This is a genomic window from Stenotrophomonas sp. NY11291, assembly GCF_023277365.1.
GTDB lineage: Bacteria > Pseudomonadota > Gammaproteobacteria > Xanthomonadales > Xanthomonadaceae > Stenotrophomonas > Stenotrophomonas geniculata.
Genome location: NZ_CP096975.1, coordinates 823,929 through 838,463 on the forward strand (window position 1 = coordinate 823,929; position 14,535 = coordinate 838,463).

At 68.0% G+C, this 14,535-nt stretch carries 13 protein-coding genes and 1 tRNA gene; 7 read left to right on the forward strand and 7 right to left on the reverse strand.

Translation table 11 applies throughout. The features are described 5' to 3' along the window. Positions 1–365: 365 nt before the first annotated feature. Entirely contained in the window at positions 366–2,105 is a 1,740-nt protein-coding gene (locus M1L61_RS03705; RefSeq protein ID WP_049435188.1) for a S8 family peptidase, read from the forward strand. A gap of 120 nt (positions 2,106–2,225) precedes the next feature. Here the strand turns inward: M1L61_RS03705 and M1L61_RS03710 are convergent, their stop codons facing one another. The 3 genes from M1L61_RS03710 to wrbA all read right to left on the reverse strand — a co-directional run bounded on the left by M1L61_RS03710 (position 2,226) and on the right by wrbA (position 3,716). Next, on the reverse strand, positions 2,226–2,711 hold the full coding sequence (locus M1L61_RS03710; protein WP_040009892.1) for an asparaginase domain-containing protein: 486 nt from the start codon (positions 2,709–2,711) through the stop codon (positions 2,226–2,228). 79 nt (positions 2,712–2,790) lie between these two features. Further along, positions 2,791–3,126 (reverse strand): DUF2069 domain-containing protein, encoded by a 336-nt coding sequence (locus M1L61_RS03715; protein ID WP_049435186.1) that lies wholly within the window; start codon positions 3,124–3,126, stop codon positions 2,791–2,793. After that, positions 3,123–3,716: an NAD(P)H:quinone oxidoreductase gene (gene wrbA / locus M1L61_RS03720; protein ID WP_010481764.1), complete on the reverse strand. Its 594-nt coding sequence runs from the start codon at positions 3,714–3,716 to the stop codon at positions 3,123–3,125. Before wrbA ends, M1L61_RS03715 begins: the two co-directional genes overlap by 4 nt. A gap of 77 nt (positions 3,717–3,793) precedes the next feature. Between wrbA and M1L61_RS03725 the strand changes: the two genes are divergently transcribed. Further along, positions 3,794–5,068, forward strand: coding sequence for a YihY family inner membrane protein (locus M1L61_RS03725; RefSeq protein ID WP_032130426.1), 1,275 nt, complete (start codon positions 3,794–3,796; stop codon positions 5,066–5,068). Further along, positions 5,065–5,634, forward strand: coding sequence for a TlpA disulfide reductase family protein (locus tag M1L61_RS03730; RefSeq protein ID WP_019338136.1), 570 nt, complete (start codon positions 5,065–5,067; stop codon positions 5,632–5,634). The genes M1L61_RS03725 and M1L61_RS03730 overlap by 4 nt, the downstream gene beginning before the upstream one ends. Positions 5,635–6,188: 554 nt before the next feature. On the opposite strand, the gene ppk2 is transcribed toward M1L61_RS03730, so the two are convergent. The 4 genes from ppk2 to hemA are packed head-to-tail and all read right to left on the reverse strand — an operon-like array spanning position 6,189 to position 11,073. Beyond that, entirely contained in the window at positions 6,189–6,971 is a 783-nt protein-coding gene (gene ppk2, locus M1L61_RS03735; protein ID WP_248854349.1) for a polyphosphate kinase 2, read from the reverse strand. 46 nt (positions 6,972–7,017) lie between these two features. Continuing rightward, a complete protein-coding gene (locus M1L61_RS03740) occupies positions 7,018–8,724 on the reverse strand; it encodes a tetratricopeptide repeat protein (RefSeq protein ID WP_248854350.1) in 1,707 nt (568 codons plus the stop codon). Between the two features lie 5 nt (positions 8,725–8,729). Then, positions 8,730–9,812 (reverse strand): peptide chain release factor 1, encoded by a 1,083-nt coding sequence (gene prfA, locus M1L61_RS03745; protein WP_010481754.1) that lies wholly within the window; start codon positions 9,810–9,812, stop codon positions 8,730–8,732. Next, positions 9,790–11,073 (reverse strand): glutamyl-tRNA reductase, encoded by a 1,284-nt coding sequence (gene hemA / locus M1L61_RS03750; protein WP_010481752.1) that lies wholly within the window; start codon positions 11,071–11,073, stop codon positions 9,790–9,792. The genes prfA and hemA overlap by 23 nt, the downstream gene beginning before the upstream one ends. Before the next feature lie 63 nt (positions 11,074–11,136). Between hemA and M1L61_RS03755 the strand changes: the two genes are divergently transcribed. From M1L61_RS03755 to M1L61_RS03770, 4 genes are all read left to right on the forward strand, one after another. Continuing rightward, on the forward strand, positions 11,137–12,822 hold the full coding sequence (locus M1L61_RS03755; RefSeq protein ID WP_248854351.1) for a tetratricopeptide repeat protein: 1,686 nt from the start codon (positions 11,137–11,139) through the stop codon (positions 12,820–12,822). Continuing rightward, on the forward strand, positions 12,819–13,478 hold the full coding sequence (gene lolB / locus M1L61_RS03760; RefSeq protein WP_248854352.1) for a lipoprotein insertase outer membrane protein LolB: 660 nt from the start codon (positions 12,819–12,821) through the stop codon (positions 13,476–13,478). Before M1L61_RS03755 ends, lolB begins: the two co-directional genes overlap by 4 nt. Then, entirely contained in the window at positions 13,475–14,344 is an 870-nt protein-coding gene (ispE, locus tag M1L61_RS03765; protein WP_248854353.1) for a 4-(cytidine 5'-diphospho)-2-C-methyl-D-erythritol kinase, read from the forward strand. The genes lolB and ispE overlap by 4 nt, the downstream gene beginning before the upstream one ends. 11 nt (positions 14,345–14,355) lie before the next feature. Next, positions 14,356–14,432 (forward strand) — tRNA-Gln (locus M1L61_RS03770). Positions 14,433–14,535: the final 103 nt, after the last annotated feature.

Genomic DNA, 14,535 nt, shown 5'->3' on the forward strand with positions numbered 1-14,535 from the left:
TCAGCGCGTCCGACGCGGCGGGCAGGCGCTCCGCGGTCGTTGGTGCCAGCAGTGGACGCCGATGTCGGCAAAGTCATCGCAGGACATGTGATGACCCAGTCAGGTGCGTGCAGGGCACGAGAAAGTTCCTTCACCTTCACAAACCCTCGACCCGGGAAGTCTCAGAACGAACATTTCATCTTGCTGAAAAGACGCTGAAAATCTTGTGGTGTCCGGTTTTGGTCATTAGCGTCATCTGCACGGCGGATCGGAAGGGGGATCCGCTGGCTCGCCGGACTTCGAACCTCGCCAATGCAAGCCAGCCCAGGGTTCGGGCCGGTGCTTCTGCCGATTCCGGCATTCACACCACAAGAAAGGGAAATACGATGTCCCAGGTAACGCAACCGCGTGTGCGTCGAGTGTGGGTGGTCCTTGGTGCGTCCGTTCTGTCATCGCTGCTGCTGGCCACGCCTGCGCTGGCCGGTGATGTCCAGCTCAGCGGCCTGCAGTCCGCGCCGACCCACCAGCGCTTCATCGTGAAGTACCGCGACGGCAGCGCGCCGGTGGCCAACACCACCGCACTGGCCTCTTCACTGAAGAGTGCCGCCGCCGGCCTGGCCAGCAGCCAGGGCCGCGCGCTGGGCCTGCAGCAGGTCCGCAAGCTGGCCGTCGGCCCGACCCTGGTCAAGACCGATCGTCCGCTCGACCAGGCCGAATCCGAGCAGCTGATGCGCAAGCTGGCCGCCGACCCGAACGTGGAATACGTTGAAGTCGACCAGATCATGCGTGCCACGCTGACCCCGAACGACACCCGATTCAGCGAGCAGTGGGGCTTCGGCACCTCCAATGCCGGCATCAACATCCGGCCGGCCTGGGACAAGGCCACCGGCACCGGTGTGGTCGTGGCGGTGATCGACACCGGCATCACCAACCATGCCGACCTCAATGCCAACATCCTGCCGGGCTACGACTTCATCAGCGATGCGGCGATGGCGCGCGACGGCAACGGCCGCGACAACAACCCGAACGATGAGGGCGACTGGTACGGCGACAACGAGTGCCAGGCGGGCTACCCGGGCTCGAACTCCAGCTGGCACGGTACCCACGTCGCCGGTACGGTGGCGGCGGTGACCAACAACAGCACCGGCGTGGCAGGTACCGCATTCAACGCCAAGGTCGTGCCGGTGCGCGTACTCGGCAAGTGCGGCGGTTACACCTCTGACATCGCCGACGCGATTGTGTGGGCCTCCGGCGGCAGCGTCAGTGGCGTGCCGGCCAATGCCAATCCGGCCGAGGTCATCAACCTCTCGCTGGGCGGCGGTGGCAGCTGCTCGACCACCTACCAGAACGCGATCAATGGCGCTGTCGGCCGTGGCACCACCGTGGTGGTCGCCGCCGGCAACAGCAACACCAACGTGTCCTCGTCGGTGCCGGCCAACTGCCCGAACGTGATCGCAGTGGCGGCCACCACCTCGGCCGGTGCGCGTGCCAGCTTCTCCAACTATGGCAACGGCATCGATATCTCGGCACCGGGCCAGGGCATCCTGTCCACCCTCAACAGCGGCACCACTACCCCGGGCAGTGCCAGCTACGCTTCGTACAACGGCACCTCGATGGCAGCACCGCATGTGGCCGGCGTGGTCGCGCTGATGCAATCCGTAGCCCCGAGCCCGCTGAGCCCGGCGCAGGTGGAGAGCATCATCAAGAGCACCGCACGCCCGCTGCCGGGCGCCTGCTCGGGTGGCTGCGGCGCCGGCATCATCGACGCCGACGCGGCGGTCGCTGCAGCGATCAACGGCGGCGGCCCGAACCCGGGTGGCAACGTGCTGCAGAACAACGTGCCGGTGACCGGCCTGGGCGCCGCCACCGGTGCCGAGCTGAACTACACCGTTGCGGTTCCGGCCGGCAGCAGCCAGCTGCGCGTGGCGATCAGTGGCGGCAGCGGTGATGCCGACCTGTACGTGCGCCAGGGCAGTGCCCCGACCGATACCACCTACACCTGCCGTCCGTACCTGAGCGGCAACAGCGAGACCTGCACCATCAACAGCCCGGCCGCCGGCACCTGGTATGTGCGGGTGAAGGCGTACAGCACCTTCTCGGGCCTGACCCTCAGCGCCCAGTACTGAGCCCAAGTCCCTCTCCATGGGCACGCCCCGGCTTAGGCCGGGGCGTTTTTTCATGGGGCCGCGCGGTGGTGCGTGCCGCCGCGTCGTGGTGGGTGCCGACCTTGGTCGGCACGCCGTTCCTCAAACCGATTCGAAGCGGTTCGCCGCTACGTTCTTGCGCACGTGCTGCGGATCGAAGATCCGCCCGTTCATGGCGATGTACACGCCGGTCGGCAGCGACTGCACCGCACCGATCGCACAGCCGATGTTGAACTCCGCATCCGAACCGCGGAAACGCGCCGGGCTCAGCGCGCCGGTCATCACGATGGTCTTGTCCGGGATCGTCGCCAGCACCTTGCCGGTCTGCACCATCGAATCGGTGCCATGGGTCACCAGCACGTGCCGGGTCGGCTGCGCGGCGATGGTGGCGCGGATCAGTTCGCGGTCTTCATCGTTGATGTGCAGCGAATCCTTGCGCAGGATCGGAATCACGTTGAAGCGGAACGTCACGCCCAGCTCGCGCAGGATCATGCCGATCTGGGGGTCGCCGATCTGGTAGTCCGACTTGTCGTCGAAGTAGATCTTGTCGATCGTGCCACCGGTGGTGACGACCAGGAGCTCTTCCATCATGTGCATGCGCGAAACCAGGACAGGTACAGCGGCGCGGGGCCAGGAACACAGATGATACGGCCCGGCGGGCGCAGCGTCAGCGTCGCTTGCCGAAGCGGGCGCGCAGCCCTGGCAGGCTGGCGCTGAAGATCACCAGCAGGGCCAGCGCGATCTCGATCAATGCCAGCCAGCGCGTTTCCGGATGGCTCCAGGCGCTCATCACGCCATGGCTGAACCAGCCCAGCGCCAGCACCGAGGCCCAGAAGCCGGCCTTGCGCCAGCCCAGGCGCAGCGCACAGGCCAGCGCCAGCGGCGGCGCGGTGAACACCAGCTGGGTGGCCAGCCAGTGCTTGTCATTGATGAACCAGCCGGCGAACAGCGCGGCCAGCCCCATCAGGGCCAGCAGCAGGACCGTGCGCGGCGCGCGGTTCATCGGGCCAACCGCTGCGCGATGTCGGCCACCCGGTGGCCCAGCGCACGCGCCAGCACCGCCTCGTCGTCGGTCGGCTGCGGGTCGTCGGCGGCACCGGCGACGTGGCTGGCGCCATAGGGCGTGCCGCCACTGGTGGTGTGGCTCAGCGCCGGCTCGGTGAACGGGATGCCGACGATCACGCAGCCATGGTGCAGCAGTGGCACCTGCATCGACAGCAGGGTCGATTCCTGCCCGCCATGCATCGAGGCGGTGGAGGTGAACACGCCGGCCGGCTTGCCGGAGAGGGTGCCGTTGACCCATTCGGCGCCCAGCCCGTCGAGGAAGTGCTTCACCGGGGCCGCCATGTTGCCGAAGCGGGTGGGGCTGCCGAGCAGCAGGCCCTGGCATTCGACCAGGTCCTGCACGCTCACGTAGGGGGCACCATCGTCGGGTACCGGCGGCTGCGCGGTCTGGGTCACCGCAGCCACCGGCGGCACCGTGCGCAGGCGCGCGGTCATGCCCGGCACTTCGCCGATGCCCCGCGCGATCTGGCGCGCCAGCCGTGCCACCGAACCGCCCCGGCTGTAGTACAGCACCAGAATCTCGCCCATCGTGCCCGCTTCTCCTCGTCGTGTGGCCACCAGTATGGCTATCCTGCGAGCATTCCGCATCGGGTACCCTTTCGCCGATGGAACCTTTGGATACGCTCAACCTGTGGATGGAGCGCGCGCGGGATCGCGCACGGGCCATCAGTTTCGGCCGCTTCCTGTGGCATCGCTTCCTCGACGACCGCCTGTTCCAGGCAGCGGCGGCGCTGGCGTACACCACGGTGTTCGCGCTGGTGCCGCTGGCCATCGTGGTGTTCGGCGTGCTCTCGGCCTTTCCCGTCTTCGACCGCTGGAGCGACCAGCTCAGCGATTACGTCTTCTCCAACTTCGTGCCCAACGCCGCGCGTGCGGCGGAGGGCTACCTGCGGCAGTTCTCGGCCAGTGCCGGCCAGCTCACCGCCGCCGGCTTCATCGCGCTGGTGGTATCACTGCTGATCACCCTCAACAGCGTTGAAGAAACCTTCAACCAGATCTGGCGGGTCGGTTCGACCCGGCCCAAGCTGACCCGCTTCCTGGTCTACTGGACCGTGCTGACCCTGGGCGCGATGCTCGCTGCCGCTTCGCTGGCGGTGTCGGCGCGGGTGTTCGCGATGCCACTGTTCGGGACCCAGGAAGGTCGCTGGCTGGCCGAGTTCGCACTGCGGCTGGCGCCGATCCTGATCGAGTTCGTCTGCATCACGCTGATGTTCCGGGTGGTGCCGCACCACACCGTGAAATGGCGGCACGCGGTACCCGGCGCGATTCTCGCGGCGGTCATCCTGGAACTGGTGAAGTGGGGCATTGGCGCCTATCTGGGTAGTTTCCAGTCCTACCAGAAGCTCTACGGCACCGTCGCCTTCGTGCCGATCCTGCTGCTGTGGATCTACCTGTGCTGGGTGGCGGTGCTGCTGGGCGCGTCGCTGTCCTCGTCGATGGCCGCCTTCCGCTACCAGCCGGTGGAACTGCGCCTGCCGCAGGGCTACGAGTTCTATGGCTTGCTGCGCCTGCTCGGCCGCTTCCACCATGCCCGAGCCAAGGGCAAGGGCCTGGCCGACGATGAAATCCTGCGTCTGGAGCCGATGCTGACCGATTCGCTGCTGCAGGACCTGGCCTGCAACCTGCAGGAAATCGGCCTGTTGCGCCGCGATGAACGCGGCGAATGGCTGCTCTCGCGCGACCTGGACCAGGTGAGCCTGGCCGATCTGTACGAATGCACCCAGCTGCGCATCCCGGTAGCCGAGCAGCATCTGCCATACCGCGACGACACACTGGGCCGTGCTGCGCTGGCGGCACTGGACGATCTGCGGCTGCCCCTGCGCGAACGCCTCAAGCGCAAGGTCAGCGATATCTACACCGATTCCGGAGACATGCCATGACCCGCAAGACCCCGTTGCTGCTCCCGCTGGCCCTGCTGCTGGCGCTGTCGGCCTGCAAGCCGGCCCAGGAGCCGACCCCCGCCAGCAGCCAGCCACCGGCACAGGCGCCGACGCCGACCACTCCGGCACCGGTCGATGAAACCCCGGCCGAGCGCACCACCGCCGAGTTCCCGACGCTGAAGATGAAGGCAGTGGATGGCAGCGACTACGACCTGGCCGCGCATCGCGGCAAGTGGGTGGTGGTGAATTTCTGGGCGACCTGGTGTGCACCGTGCCGCAAGGAAATGCCGGAGCTGTCGGCGCTGCACGCGATGCGCAGCAACATCGAGGTGGTCGGCCTGGCCTATGAAGACATCGAGGTGCCGGAGATGCAGTCGTTCCTGACCAAGCATCCGGTGACCTATCCGATCGTGATCGTGGACCCGTTCGACCCGCCGGCGGATTTCGCCACGCCGCGTGGTTTGCCGTTGACGCACCTGCTGGACCCGCAGGGCAAGCTGGCGCACAGCTTCCTCGGCCCGGTGACGGCCGCCGACATCGAAAAGCAGATCGCTGCTGCCAAGTAGGTTGGGTATCGGCAGGGCTGCGCCCTGCACCCGCCGAAACTTTCAAGCAACGGCAACAGCAACAGCAACAGCAACTGCCAAAGTGCGATTTCCGTGTTGTGGCGGGGCGGTGTCGGAGTGCGGGGACGCCGCAAGTACGTCCATGTAGGCTTGGCAGCCGCATCCATGCGGCTGACACCCCGCACTCCGACACCGCCCCGCCTCTGACAGATTTCTGCGGCTGTTGGTGGGTGTCGACCTTGGTCGACACGTTAGATCCACGCCGTGCGTGGATGAATCTCCATTGAAATCGAATATTTCGACAATCGAATGAAGAGCATCCACGCATGTCGTCGATCTGCTGCAGGTCGCGAGAATCTGTCGAAGGCGGGGTGGGTCCGGTTGCGGGGGCGTGAGCCGCATGGATGCGGCGACCGAGCTTACATGGACGTACTTGCAGCGTCCCCCGCAACCGGACCCACCCCGCCTACCCACAGGTAACCCGCTTCTGCTTCGGCTGTTGCTGTTGCCTTGGTTCGTAGCAGGTGCAGGGCCGCAGGCCCTGCCGACCCACCCTATTCCTCGACCGGGAAATCCTCGATCGGCTTCAGCACATCGTAGTGCTCGCGATGCAGCTTGCCCTTCAGCTTCGGCAGCTCCGGCAAAGGCGCATCCACCCGCGTATCCGGCAGCCGGTCCAGCAGGTTGCGCACCAGGGTCAGCCGGCCCAGCCGCTGGTCGTTGAAATCCACCAGCGTCCACGGCGCCGCCTCACGATGCGTCGCGCGCAGCATTGCCTCGCGGGCCTCGGTGTAAGCGCTGTACTTGCTGCGTGATTTAAGGTCCACCGGAGAGAGCTTCCAGCCCTTCAGCGGATCGTGGTGGCGCTCGGCGAAGCGCTTTTCCTGCTGCTCCTGGTCCACGCACAGCCAGTACTTGAACAGCAGGATGCCGTCGTCCACCAGCAGCTGTTCGAACACCGGCGCCTGATGCAGGAACTGCTGGTACTCGGTTTCGCTGCAATAGCCCATCACCCGCTCGACGCCTGCGCGGTTGTACCAGCTGCGGTCCATCAGCACGATCTCGCCGGCGGCGGGCAAGTGCGAGGCGTAGCGCTGGAAGTACCACTGCGTGGCTTCGCGGTCGGTGGGCTTGGGCAGCGCCACCACCCGGCATTGGCGCGGGTTGAGGTGCTGGCTGATGGCCTGGATCGCGCCGCCTTTGCCTGCGGTATCACGTCCCTCGAACAGCACCAGCAGGCGTTGCCCGCTGTGCTGCACCCAGCGTGCCATGGCGGTCAGTTCCAGCTGCAAAGGCAGCAGCAGTTCGTCGTAGTCCTTGCGCTTGAGCTTGGCCATCGTCACACCACGCGGGGAGGAATCCCGAGCGTAGCGCAGGGATCGCTCAAGCGATGTCGAGGCCCTGCCAGCCCTGTTCGCCCGCCAGATGCTGCAGCAGCGCCGAAAGGTCGTGGGCAAATCCGGCCATGTCGAACAGGCCGCTGTCTTCGTGTGCCTGTGCCAGTTCAGCGCGCAACGCCGCCAGTGCTGCCGGATCGTTGCCCAGCGCGCTGGCGGTGGCGATGAACCCGGCATCGTCGGCGACATTCATCCGTGCCAACCCCAGATGGTGGTTGAGGCTGCCGGCCACGCGCGCGGCGAAGGTGTCGCCGGGGCAGGTCAGCACCGGGCAGCCGGCCCACAGTGCATCGGAGGCGGTGGTGTGGGCGTTGTACGGATACGTGTCCAGGAACAGGTCGGCCAGCTGATATCGGGCCAGGTACTGCGGATGCGGCAGCTTGGCCATGAACACCAGGCGCGCCGGGTCCAGGCCTGCGGTCTGTGCGGCGGCACGCAGGCGCGCATCGGCCTGGCCGGGGCCGGACATCAGCCACAGCACGCTGCCGGGCACTGCCTGCAGAATGGCGAAGGCGCGGCCCATACTGCGCGGGTTGAGCTTGTAGCTGTTGTTGAAGCAGCAGAACACCACGCCCTGTTCGGGCAGGCCGCAGTCGGCACGGCTCGGCGCAGGCTTCAGCACGCGCGTGTTGTCCGACGGCTGGAAGGCGCGCGGCAGGCGCAGCACGCGTTCGCTGTAGTGCGGCTCCAGTGCGGGTGTCAGGGCGAAGGCATCGCCGATCACCGCATCCATCCACGGCGCGCCCGAGGTGCCCGGATAAGCCAGCCAGTTCAACTGCAGCGGGGCAGGGCGCATCGCCAGCACTTCCGGCGTGCCGCCGCCGCCCCAGCCGCGCAGGTCGAACAACAGGTCGATGCCCTGTGCGCGGATGCGTGCGGCAGTGTCTGCATGGCGCAGGCCAGCCACATCATGCAGCTGTGTGGCCGTCTGCAGGCGCTGGCGGATGCGGCTGCCGTCGTCGCGGTTCAACGCGAACAGATGCAGCTGCAACGCCGGGTCATGACGCAGCTGCTCGAACAGGGCCACGGTCAGCAGCCCGGTGGGATGGGCGCCGAAACCATTGGAAAGGAAACCGACGCGCAGGGGGCCGTGTGCGCGCACCTTCACGGCAGGAAGGGGACGTACCCCCGAAGCAACCACTGCGGCGCGTGCACGCGCGCAGGCCAGCTGTTCGGCCGCGCTGGCATCCTCGCTGAGGAACGCGAACGGTTCGACCACGCCTTGCCCGGTGGCCAGGGCGCCACGCACCTGTGTGGCCAGCGCATCCACGTCCTGCCAGTCGCAGAGGCGACGCTGCCAGGCCAAGCGCTGCGCGGCGATATAGGGTTCGTCCGGCATCAGCGCATGTGCACGGCGATAGGCCGCCGCCGCGCCTTCTGCATCATCGGCATCTTCCAGCGCATGGCCCAGCCACAACGCGATGCCGGGGTGCTGCGGGGCCAGCGCCGAGGCCTGGCCGAGCAGCTTCGCCGCGTCGGCATGCGCGCCGGCCATCCAGGCCACGCGACCCAACCGTGCCAGTGCTTCAGGGTGATTCGGGCGCAGCTGCAGGGCACGTCGCGCGGCCTGTTCGCCGGCAGCGATGTCGCCGGCTTCCAGTTCCACATCGGCCAGCATGACCCAGGCGACGAAGTCGCCGGGCTGGCGTGCAATCGCCTGTTGCAGGTGCTGTCGCTGCTGCCAGGCCGTCATCGTGCTCAGCCCGCCGACAGCTGGGCCAGGGCGTCGACCTGGTGCTCGTGGCTGAGCCGCTGCAGCAGCGGATCGAGGTCGCCGGCCAGTACGTTGGGCAGGTCGTACAGCGTCAGGCCTTCCACACGGTGGTCGGTGATCCGGCCCTGCGGGAAGTTGTAGGTGCGGATGCGCTGGCTGCGGTCGCCGCTGCCGACCTGCAGGCGCCGCGATTCGGCCTGCGCCGCGTCCTGGCGCTGGCGCTCGGCGTCCAGTAGTTGTGCTTTCAGGCGTTTCATCGCCTTGTCGCGGTTGGCGTGCTGGCTGCGCTCGGTCTGGCATTCCACCACCACGCCGGTTGGCACATGGGTGATGCGGATGGCCGATTCGGTCTTGTTGACGTGCTGGCCACCGGCGCCGGACGAGCGGAACGTATCCACCTTCAGGTCGGCCGGGTTGATGACGATGTCATCGACCTCATCGGCCTCGGGAATGATCGCTACGGTGGCCGCCGAGGTGTGGATGCGGCCCTGCGATTCGGTGGCCGGCACGCGCTGCACGCGATGCGTACCCGATTCGAACTTCAGGCGCGAGAACGCTCCACGGCCGACCACGCGCGCCACCACTTCCTTGTAGCCGCCGTGCTCGCCCGGACTGTCCGATTCGATCTCGACCTTCCAGCCCTGGCGTTCGGCGTAGCGGGCGTACATGCGGAACAGGTCGCCGGCAAAGATCGCTGCCTCGTCGCCGCCGGTACCCGCGCGCACTTCCAGGAACAGGTTGCCTTCGTCGCGCGGGTCGCGCGGCACCAGCAGCAGCGCCAGCTCCTGCTCCAGTTCCTGCAGGCGCGCCTGTGCAGCAGCGATTTCCTCGTCGGCCAGCTCGCGCAGGTCGGGGTCGGCGCGCATGCCTTCGGCGGCTGCCAGATCGGCCTTGGCACGGGCTTCATCAGCCAGGGCGATGGCGATCGGTTCAAGTTGGGCGAATTCGCGCGAAAGGTCGCGGAAACGAGTGTTGTCGGCGACCACATCGGGTTCGGCGAGCAGGCGTTCCAGTTCTTCGCGGCGCTCGGCCAGCGCTTCCAGCTTACGGCGCAGGGTCGGCGTCATCGGGTCTCACGGGTGGGTGGCGGTAACCCGGCGTGGCCGGGAACAGGCGCTCGGCGGCGCGGGTCAGGTCGGCATCGCCACTCAGCGCGGCCGCACGCAGGGCGGCGGTCGGCGGATGCAGCAGGCGGTTGGTCAGGCCGTGGGCAAGCAGCTCCAGCACTTCATCGGCCGGCTTGCCGTTGGCCAGTTGCTGGCGTGCGCGCTCCAGCAGCTCGGCGCGGGTGGCTTCGCCGAACGCGCGCAGCTGCCGCAGCGGCGCCTGGTGGGCGCTGGCCTGCTGGGTCTCGACGAAGCGCGACACCTGCAGGTCGATGATCGCCTCGGCTTCGGCGGCGGCCTCACGGCGGCCACGGCGGTTGTCTTCCACCGCACGCTCGAGATCGTCCACGGTGTAGAGGAAGGCATCGTTGAGCGTGCCGACCTCGGCCTCGATGTCGCGCGGTACGGCCAGGTCGAACAGCAGCATCGGCTTGTGCCGGCGCGCGCGCAGGGCCTTGGCCACCATCTCGCGATGGATCACCGGTTCGCGCGCAGCGGTGGCCGAGAACACCACGTCGGCCTCGCCCAGGTGGCGGTCCAGTTCGGTCAGCGGCAGGGCCACGCCGCCATGGCGGCTGGCAAGTTCCTGCGCGTGGGCGAGGGTGCGGTTGGCGATCAGCAGCCGGCGTACCTTGCCTTCGCTCAGGTGCCGTGCAGCCAGTTCGATGGTCTCGCCGGCACCGACCAGCAGCACGGTGGAATCGTCCAGCCGGGCGAACGCGTTCTGCGCCAGGCGCACTGCGGCCGACGCCACCGATACCGGGTTGGCGCCGACCTGGGTATCGGTGCGCGCACGCTTGGCCACCGAGAAGGTCTGCTGGAACAGGCGGTCCAGGCGCTGGCCGAGCAGGCCGTGGTCGCGCGCGGTCGACCAGGCATCCTTCACCTGGCCGAGGATCTGCGGTTCACCCAGCACCATCGAATCCAGGCCGGTGGCGACCCGGAACAGGTGGCGCACGGCTTCGGCATCGGCGTGCTGGTACAGGTAGCCCTGCAGGTCGCCGGCCTGGGTGTGCAGCCACTGGTCCAGCGCCTGTGCCGAATCGGCCACGGCATACAGCTCGGTGCGGTTGCAGGTGGACAGCAGCACCGCCTCGGCGATCTGCGGGGTATCGCGCAGCGAACCGAGCGCGCGCGGCAACGCCTCACCGGCGAAGGCCGCGCGCTCGCGCAGCTCCACCGGTGCGGTCTGGTGATTCAGTCCGAGCACCCACAGGGTCATTGTTCAGTTGCTTGCGATAAGCTGCTGGCCATTGGACGACATTTTAAGGCCCCGATGCCGACGATGCCCGCATTGATTCGCATCCCCAGTGTTCTGCTGCTGTCCCTGGCCTGCAGCCAGGCCCTGGCGGCGGTGCCGGCCAAGGCCCCTGTAAGGGCCCCGGCCACTGAGGAACTGGCGCTGGAGCCGGTGATGGCCGGTGAGTTCGCCCTGCAGGCCGGCAAGCTGGCTGAGGCCGCGCGCTGGTACCTGCAGGCGGCCCAGCAGACCGACGGCGACGCCGGCCTGGCCGAGCGTGCGACCCGCATTTCCATGCTCGCCAACGATGATGCCAGCGCCGCCAAGGGCCTGGCCCTGTGGCAACAGCGGGCCCCGCGCTCATTGACCATGCGCAGTGCGGCCGGTGCGCTGGCCATGCGCCAGGGCGATGTGAAGGCTGCCCGCACCGAACTGCAGGGCCTGCTGGCCGACTCCGACGAGCGCGGTTGGAAGTTTGCCCTGGCCGCCCTGATCGGTGGGGGGCGCGATCCGGCGGTGCCCGCGCAGGTGCTGGGTGAGCTGGTCGACGCCAACGCCATTCCACCGAAGATCGAAGCCTGGCAGGAGTTCGGCCGCCTCGCCCTGCGCATGGACAAGCCCGAACTGGCGCGGCGCATGATCGATGAAGTGGTCAAGCGCTTCCCTGAAGAACCGCGTGTGGCGTTGCTGCGTGCCAGCCAGCTGCAGCAGGCCGGGGAGACCGGCAAGGCGCTGTCGCTGCTGCACGATGTGGAGCCTAAGACCCGCCAGGACCCGGAACTGCGCAATGCGGTGGCCATTGCCTACGACAGCCTCGGCCAGCCGTCCGCGGCCGAGCGCGTGCTGGCCTTCGGCCCGCAGGACGTGCAGACCTGGGGCATGCGCGCTTCGCTGCTGGCCAAGCAGGGCGACAAGGCGGCGCTGTCCAACCTCTACAACGAACTGTCGCGGCAGGCGGCCAAGCCGGACCCGGCGCAGCGTCTGCTGCTGGGCAAGATCGCCGAGTACCTGAAGCGTTATCCCGAGGCGGTGCAGTGGTATCACAGCGTGCCCGGCGGCGATGAGCTGAGCGAAGCGCGCCTGCGTGCGGCCAACGCCCAGGCCCTGGCCGGGCGCCTGCCGCTGGCACTGGATGAGGTGCACGCGATCCAGTCCGATGCGGTGGTTGACGACGACGTGCGCCGCGACGCCTACCTGCTGGAAGCGGAACTGCGCCAGCGCGCCGACGACAGCGCCGGTGAACTGGATGCGCTGGCCCGCGGCCTGGCCGCTTACCCGGATGACAACGGCCTGCTGTACGCCCGTGCGCTCACCTGGGAACGCCGCGACGACATCCCGCGCGCCGAGGCTGACCTGCGCAAGATCCTGGTGACCGACCCGGAGAACGTGCCGGCTTTGAACGCGCTGGGCTACACCCTGGCCGATCGCACCGGCCGCCTGCAGGAAGCACTGGAGCTGATCGACCGCGCCCGCGTGGCTGAGCCGGACAACGCCGCCATCGTCGACAGCTATGGCTGGGTGCTGTATCGCCTGGGCCGCAAGGAAGAGGCGCTGGTGCAGCTGCGTCGTGCCTGGACCCTGGCCAAGGACCCGGAGATCGCCGCCCATGTCGGCGAAGTGCTGTGGGTGCTGGGCAAGCATGACGAGGCCCGCCACTTCTTTGAAGAAGCGGCCAAGCTCGATCCTGAAAACCGCGCGCTGCTGCGCGCCCGCGAGAAATTCAATCCATGAGTGTTTCCCTGATCCGGCCGCTGCTGTTGGCGGCCGTGACCCTGGCGGTGACCGCCTGTACCAGCGTGGGTACGCAGAAGACCGCGCCACCGGCGGTGGTCGAGACGGTTTCGGCCGAAGCGGCGCGGGCCGAGGCGGCGCGCGTGGCCGCGCTGCAGGCACAGTCGGACTGGGCCTTCCAGGGCCGGGTCGCGGTCAGCAAGGGCAAGGACGGCGGCAGCGGTCGCATCGACTGGAAGCAGGAGGGGCGCCGCTATGTGGTCGAGCTGAGCGCGCCGGTGACCCGGCAGAGCTGGAAGCTGACCGGCGATACCCATTCCGAAGCCGGTCGCCTTGAGGGACTGGCCGGCGGGCCGCGTGACGGCGAGGACGCCCAGCAGCTGCTGCTGGAGGCGACCGGCTGGGACATCCCGGTCAACCAGCTGCCGCAGTGGATCCGTGGCCTGGTGGCCGGCGATGCTGCCGGTCCGGAGAAGGTCGAGCGCGACGGTGAAGGCCGGCCGCGTCGCATGCAGCAGATGGGCTGGCAGGTGCAGTACCTGGACTGGTACCCGGCCGAGGCCGGGCGCCCGGCGCTGCCGCGCCGGATCGAGGCCAGCAATGGCGACGCCAAGGTGCGCCTGCTGGTGGACCAGTGGGGGCAGGGCGCCCCATGAGTGCCGGGCACGATGACGCGGGCTGGTCCTGGTGGCCGGCCCCGGCCAAGCTGAACCTGTTCCTGCACATCACCGGCCGCCGGGCCGACGGCTACCACGAGCTGCAGACCGTGTTCCGCCTGCTGGACTGGGGTGACCGCATTGGCCTGCGCCTGCGTGAAGATGGCCAGGTGCGCCGGCAGGGTGAGGGCCTGGCCGGCGTGGCCGAGGCGGATGACCTGGCGGTCCGCGCTGCGCGGCTTCTGAAAGATGCGGCCAATAGCGCGCAAGGCGCAGACATCATCGTCGAAAAGCATGTTTCGGCTGGCGGTGGCTTTGGTGGCGGGTCGTCCGATGCCGCGACCGTGCTGGTGGTGCTGAACCGGCTCTGGCGGGCGGGCCTGGACGAAGATGCCCTGGCCGCGCTGGGCCTGCGCCTGGGCGCGGATGTGCCGGTGTTCGTGCGCGGGCGCAATGCCTGGGCCGAAGGGGTGGGCGAACGCCTGCAGCCCATCGTGCTGGAACCGGCCTGGTATGTGGTGGTTGAACCGGGCGTTCATGTTCCCACCCCGGCCCTGTTCGCAGACCCGGATTTGACGCGCGACAGCCCAGTGGCGAAAATAGAGGACTTCGCTTCCGGGACCCTGGTCGGGAACGCGTTCGAACCGGTGCTGCGCCGCCGTGAGCCTGCCGTCGAGGCAGCGTTCGCCGCGTTGAGCGATATCGGCACGGCGCGGCTGACCGGTTCGGGAAGTGGTTGTTTCGTCGAGTTCGCATCGCAGTCTGCCGCAGAGCAGGGACGGTCGAAGTTGCCGAAGGAGTTGCGGGCAAGGGTGGCAGCGGGCGTTGCGCGTTCGCCACTGCTGGATGCACTCGAGCAACACTGATTTATCACTGCAGGGGCGTCGCCAAGAGGCCCAAGGCACCAGGTTTTGATCCTGGCATTCGTAGGTTCGAATCCTACCGCCCCTGCCAATAGCGGCTGTGTCCGCGCCTTCCAGCGCATCGCCCGCGCGGGACGTGGAAACAACCGCGGTGTTGTCAGCAGCAAGGGTCCATCAGGGTCCTTGCCGACTCC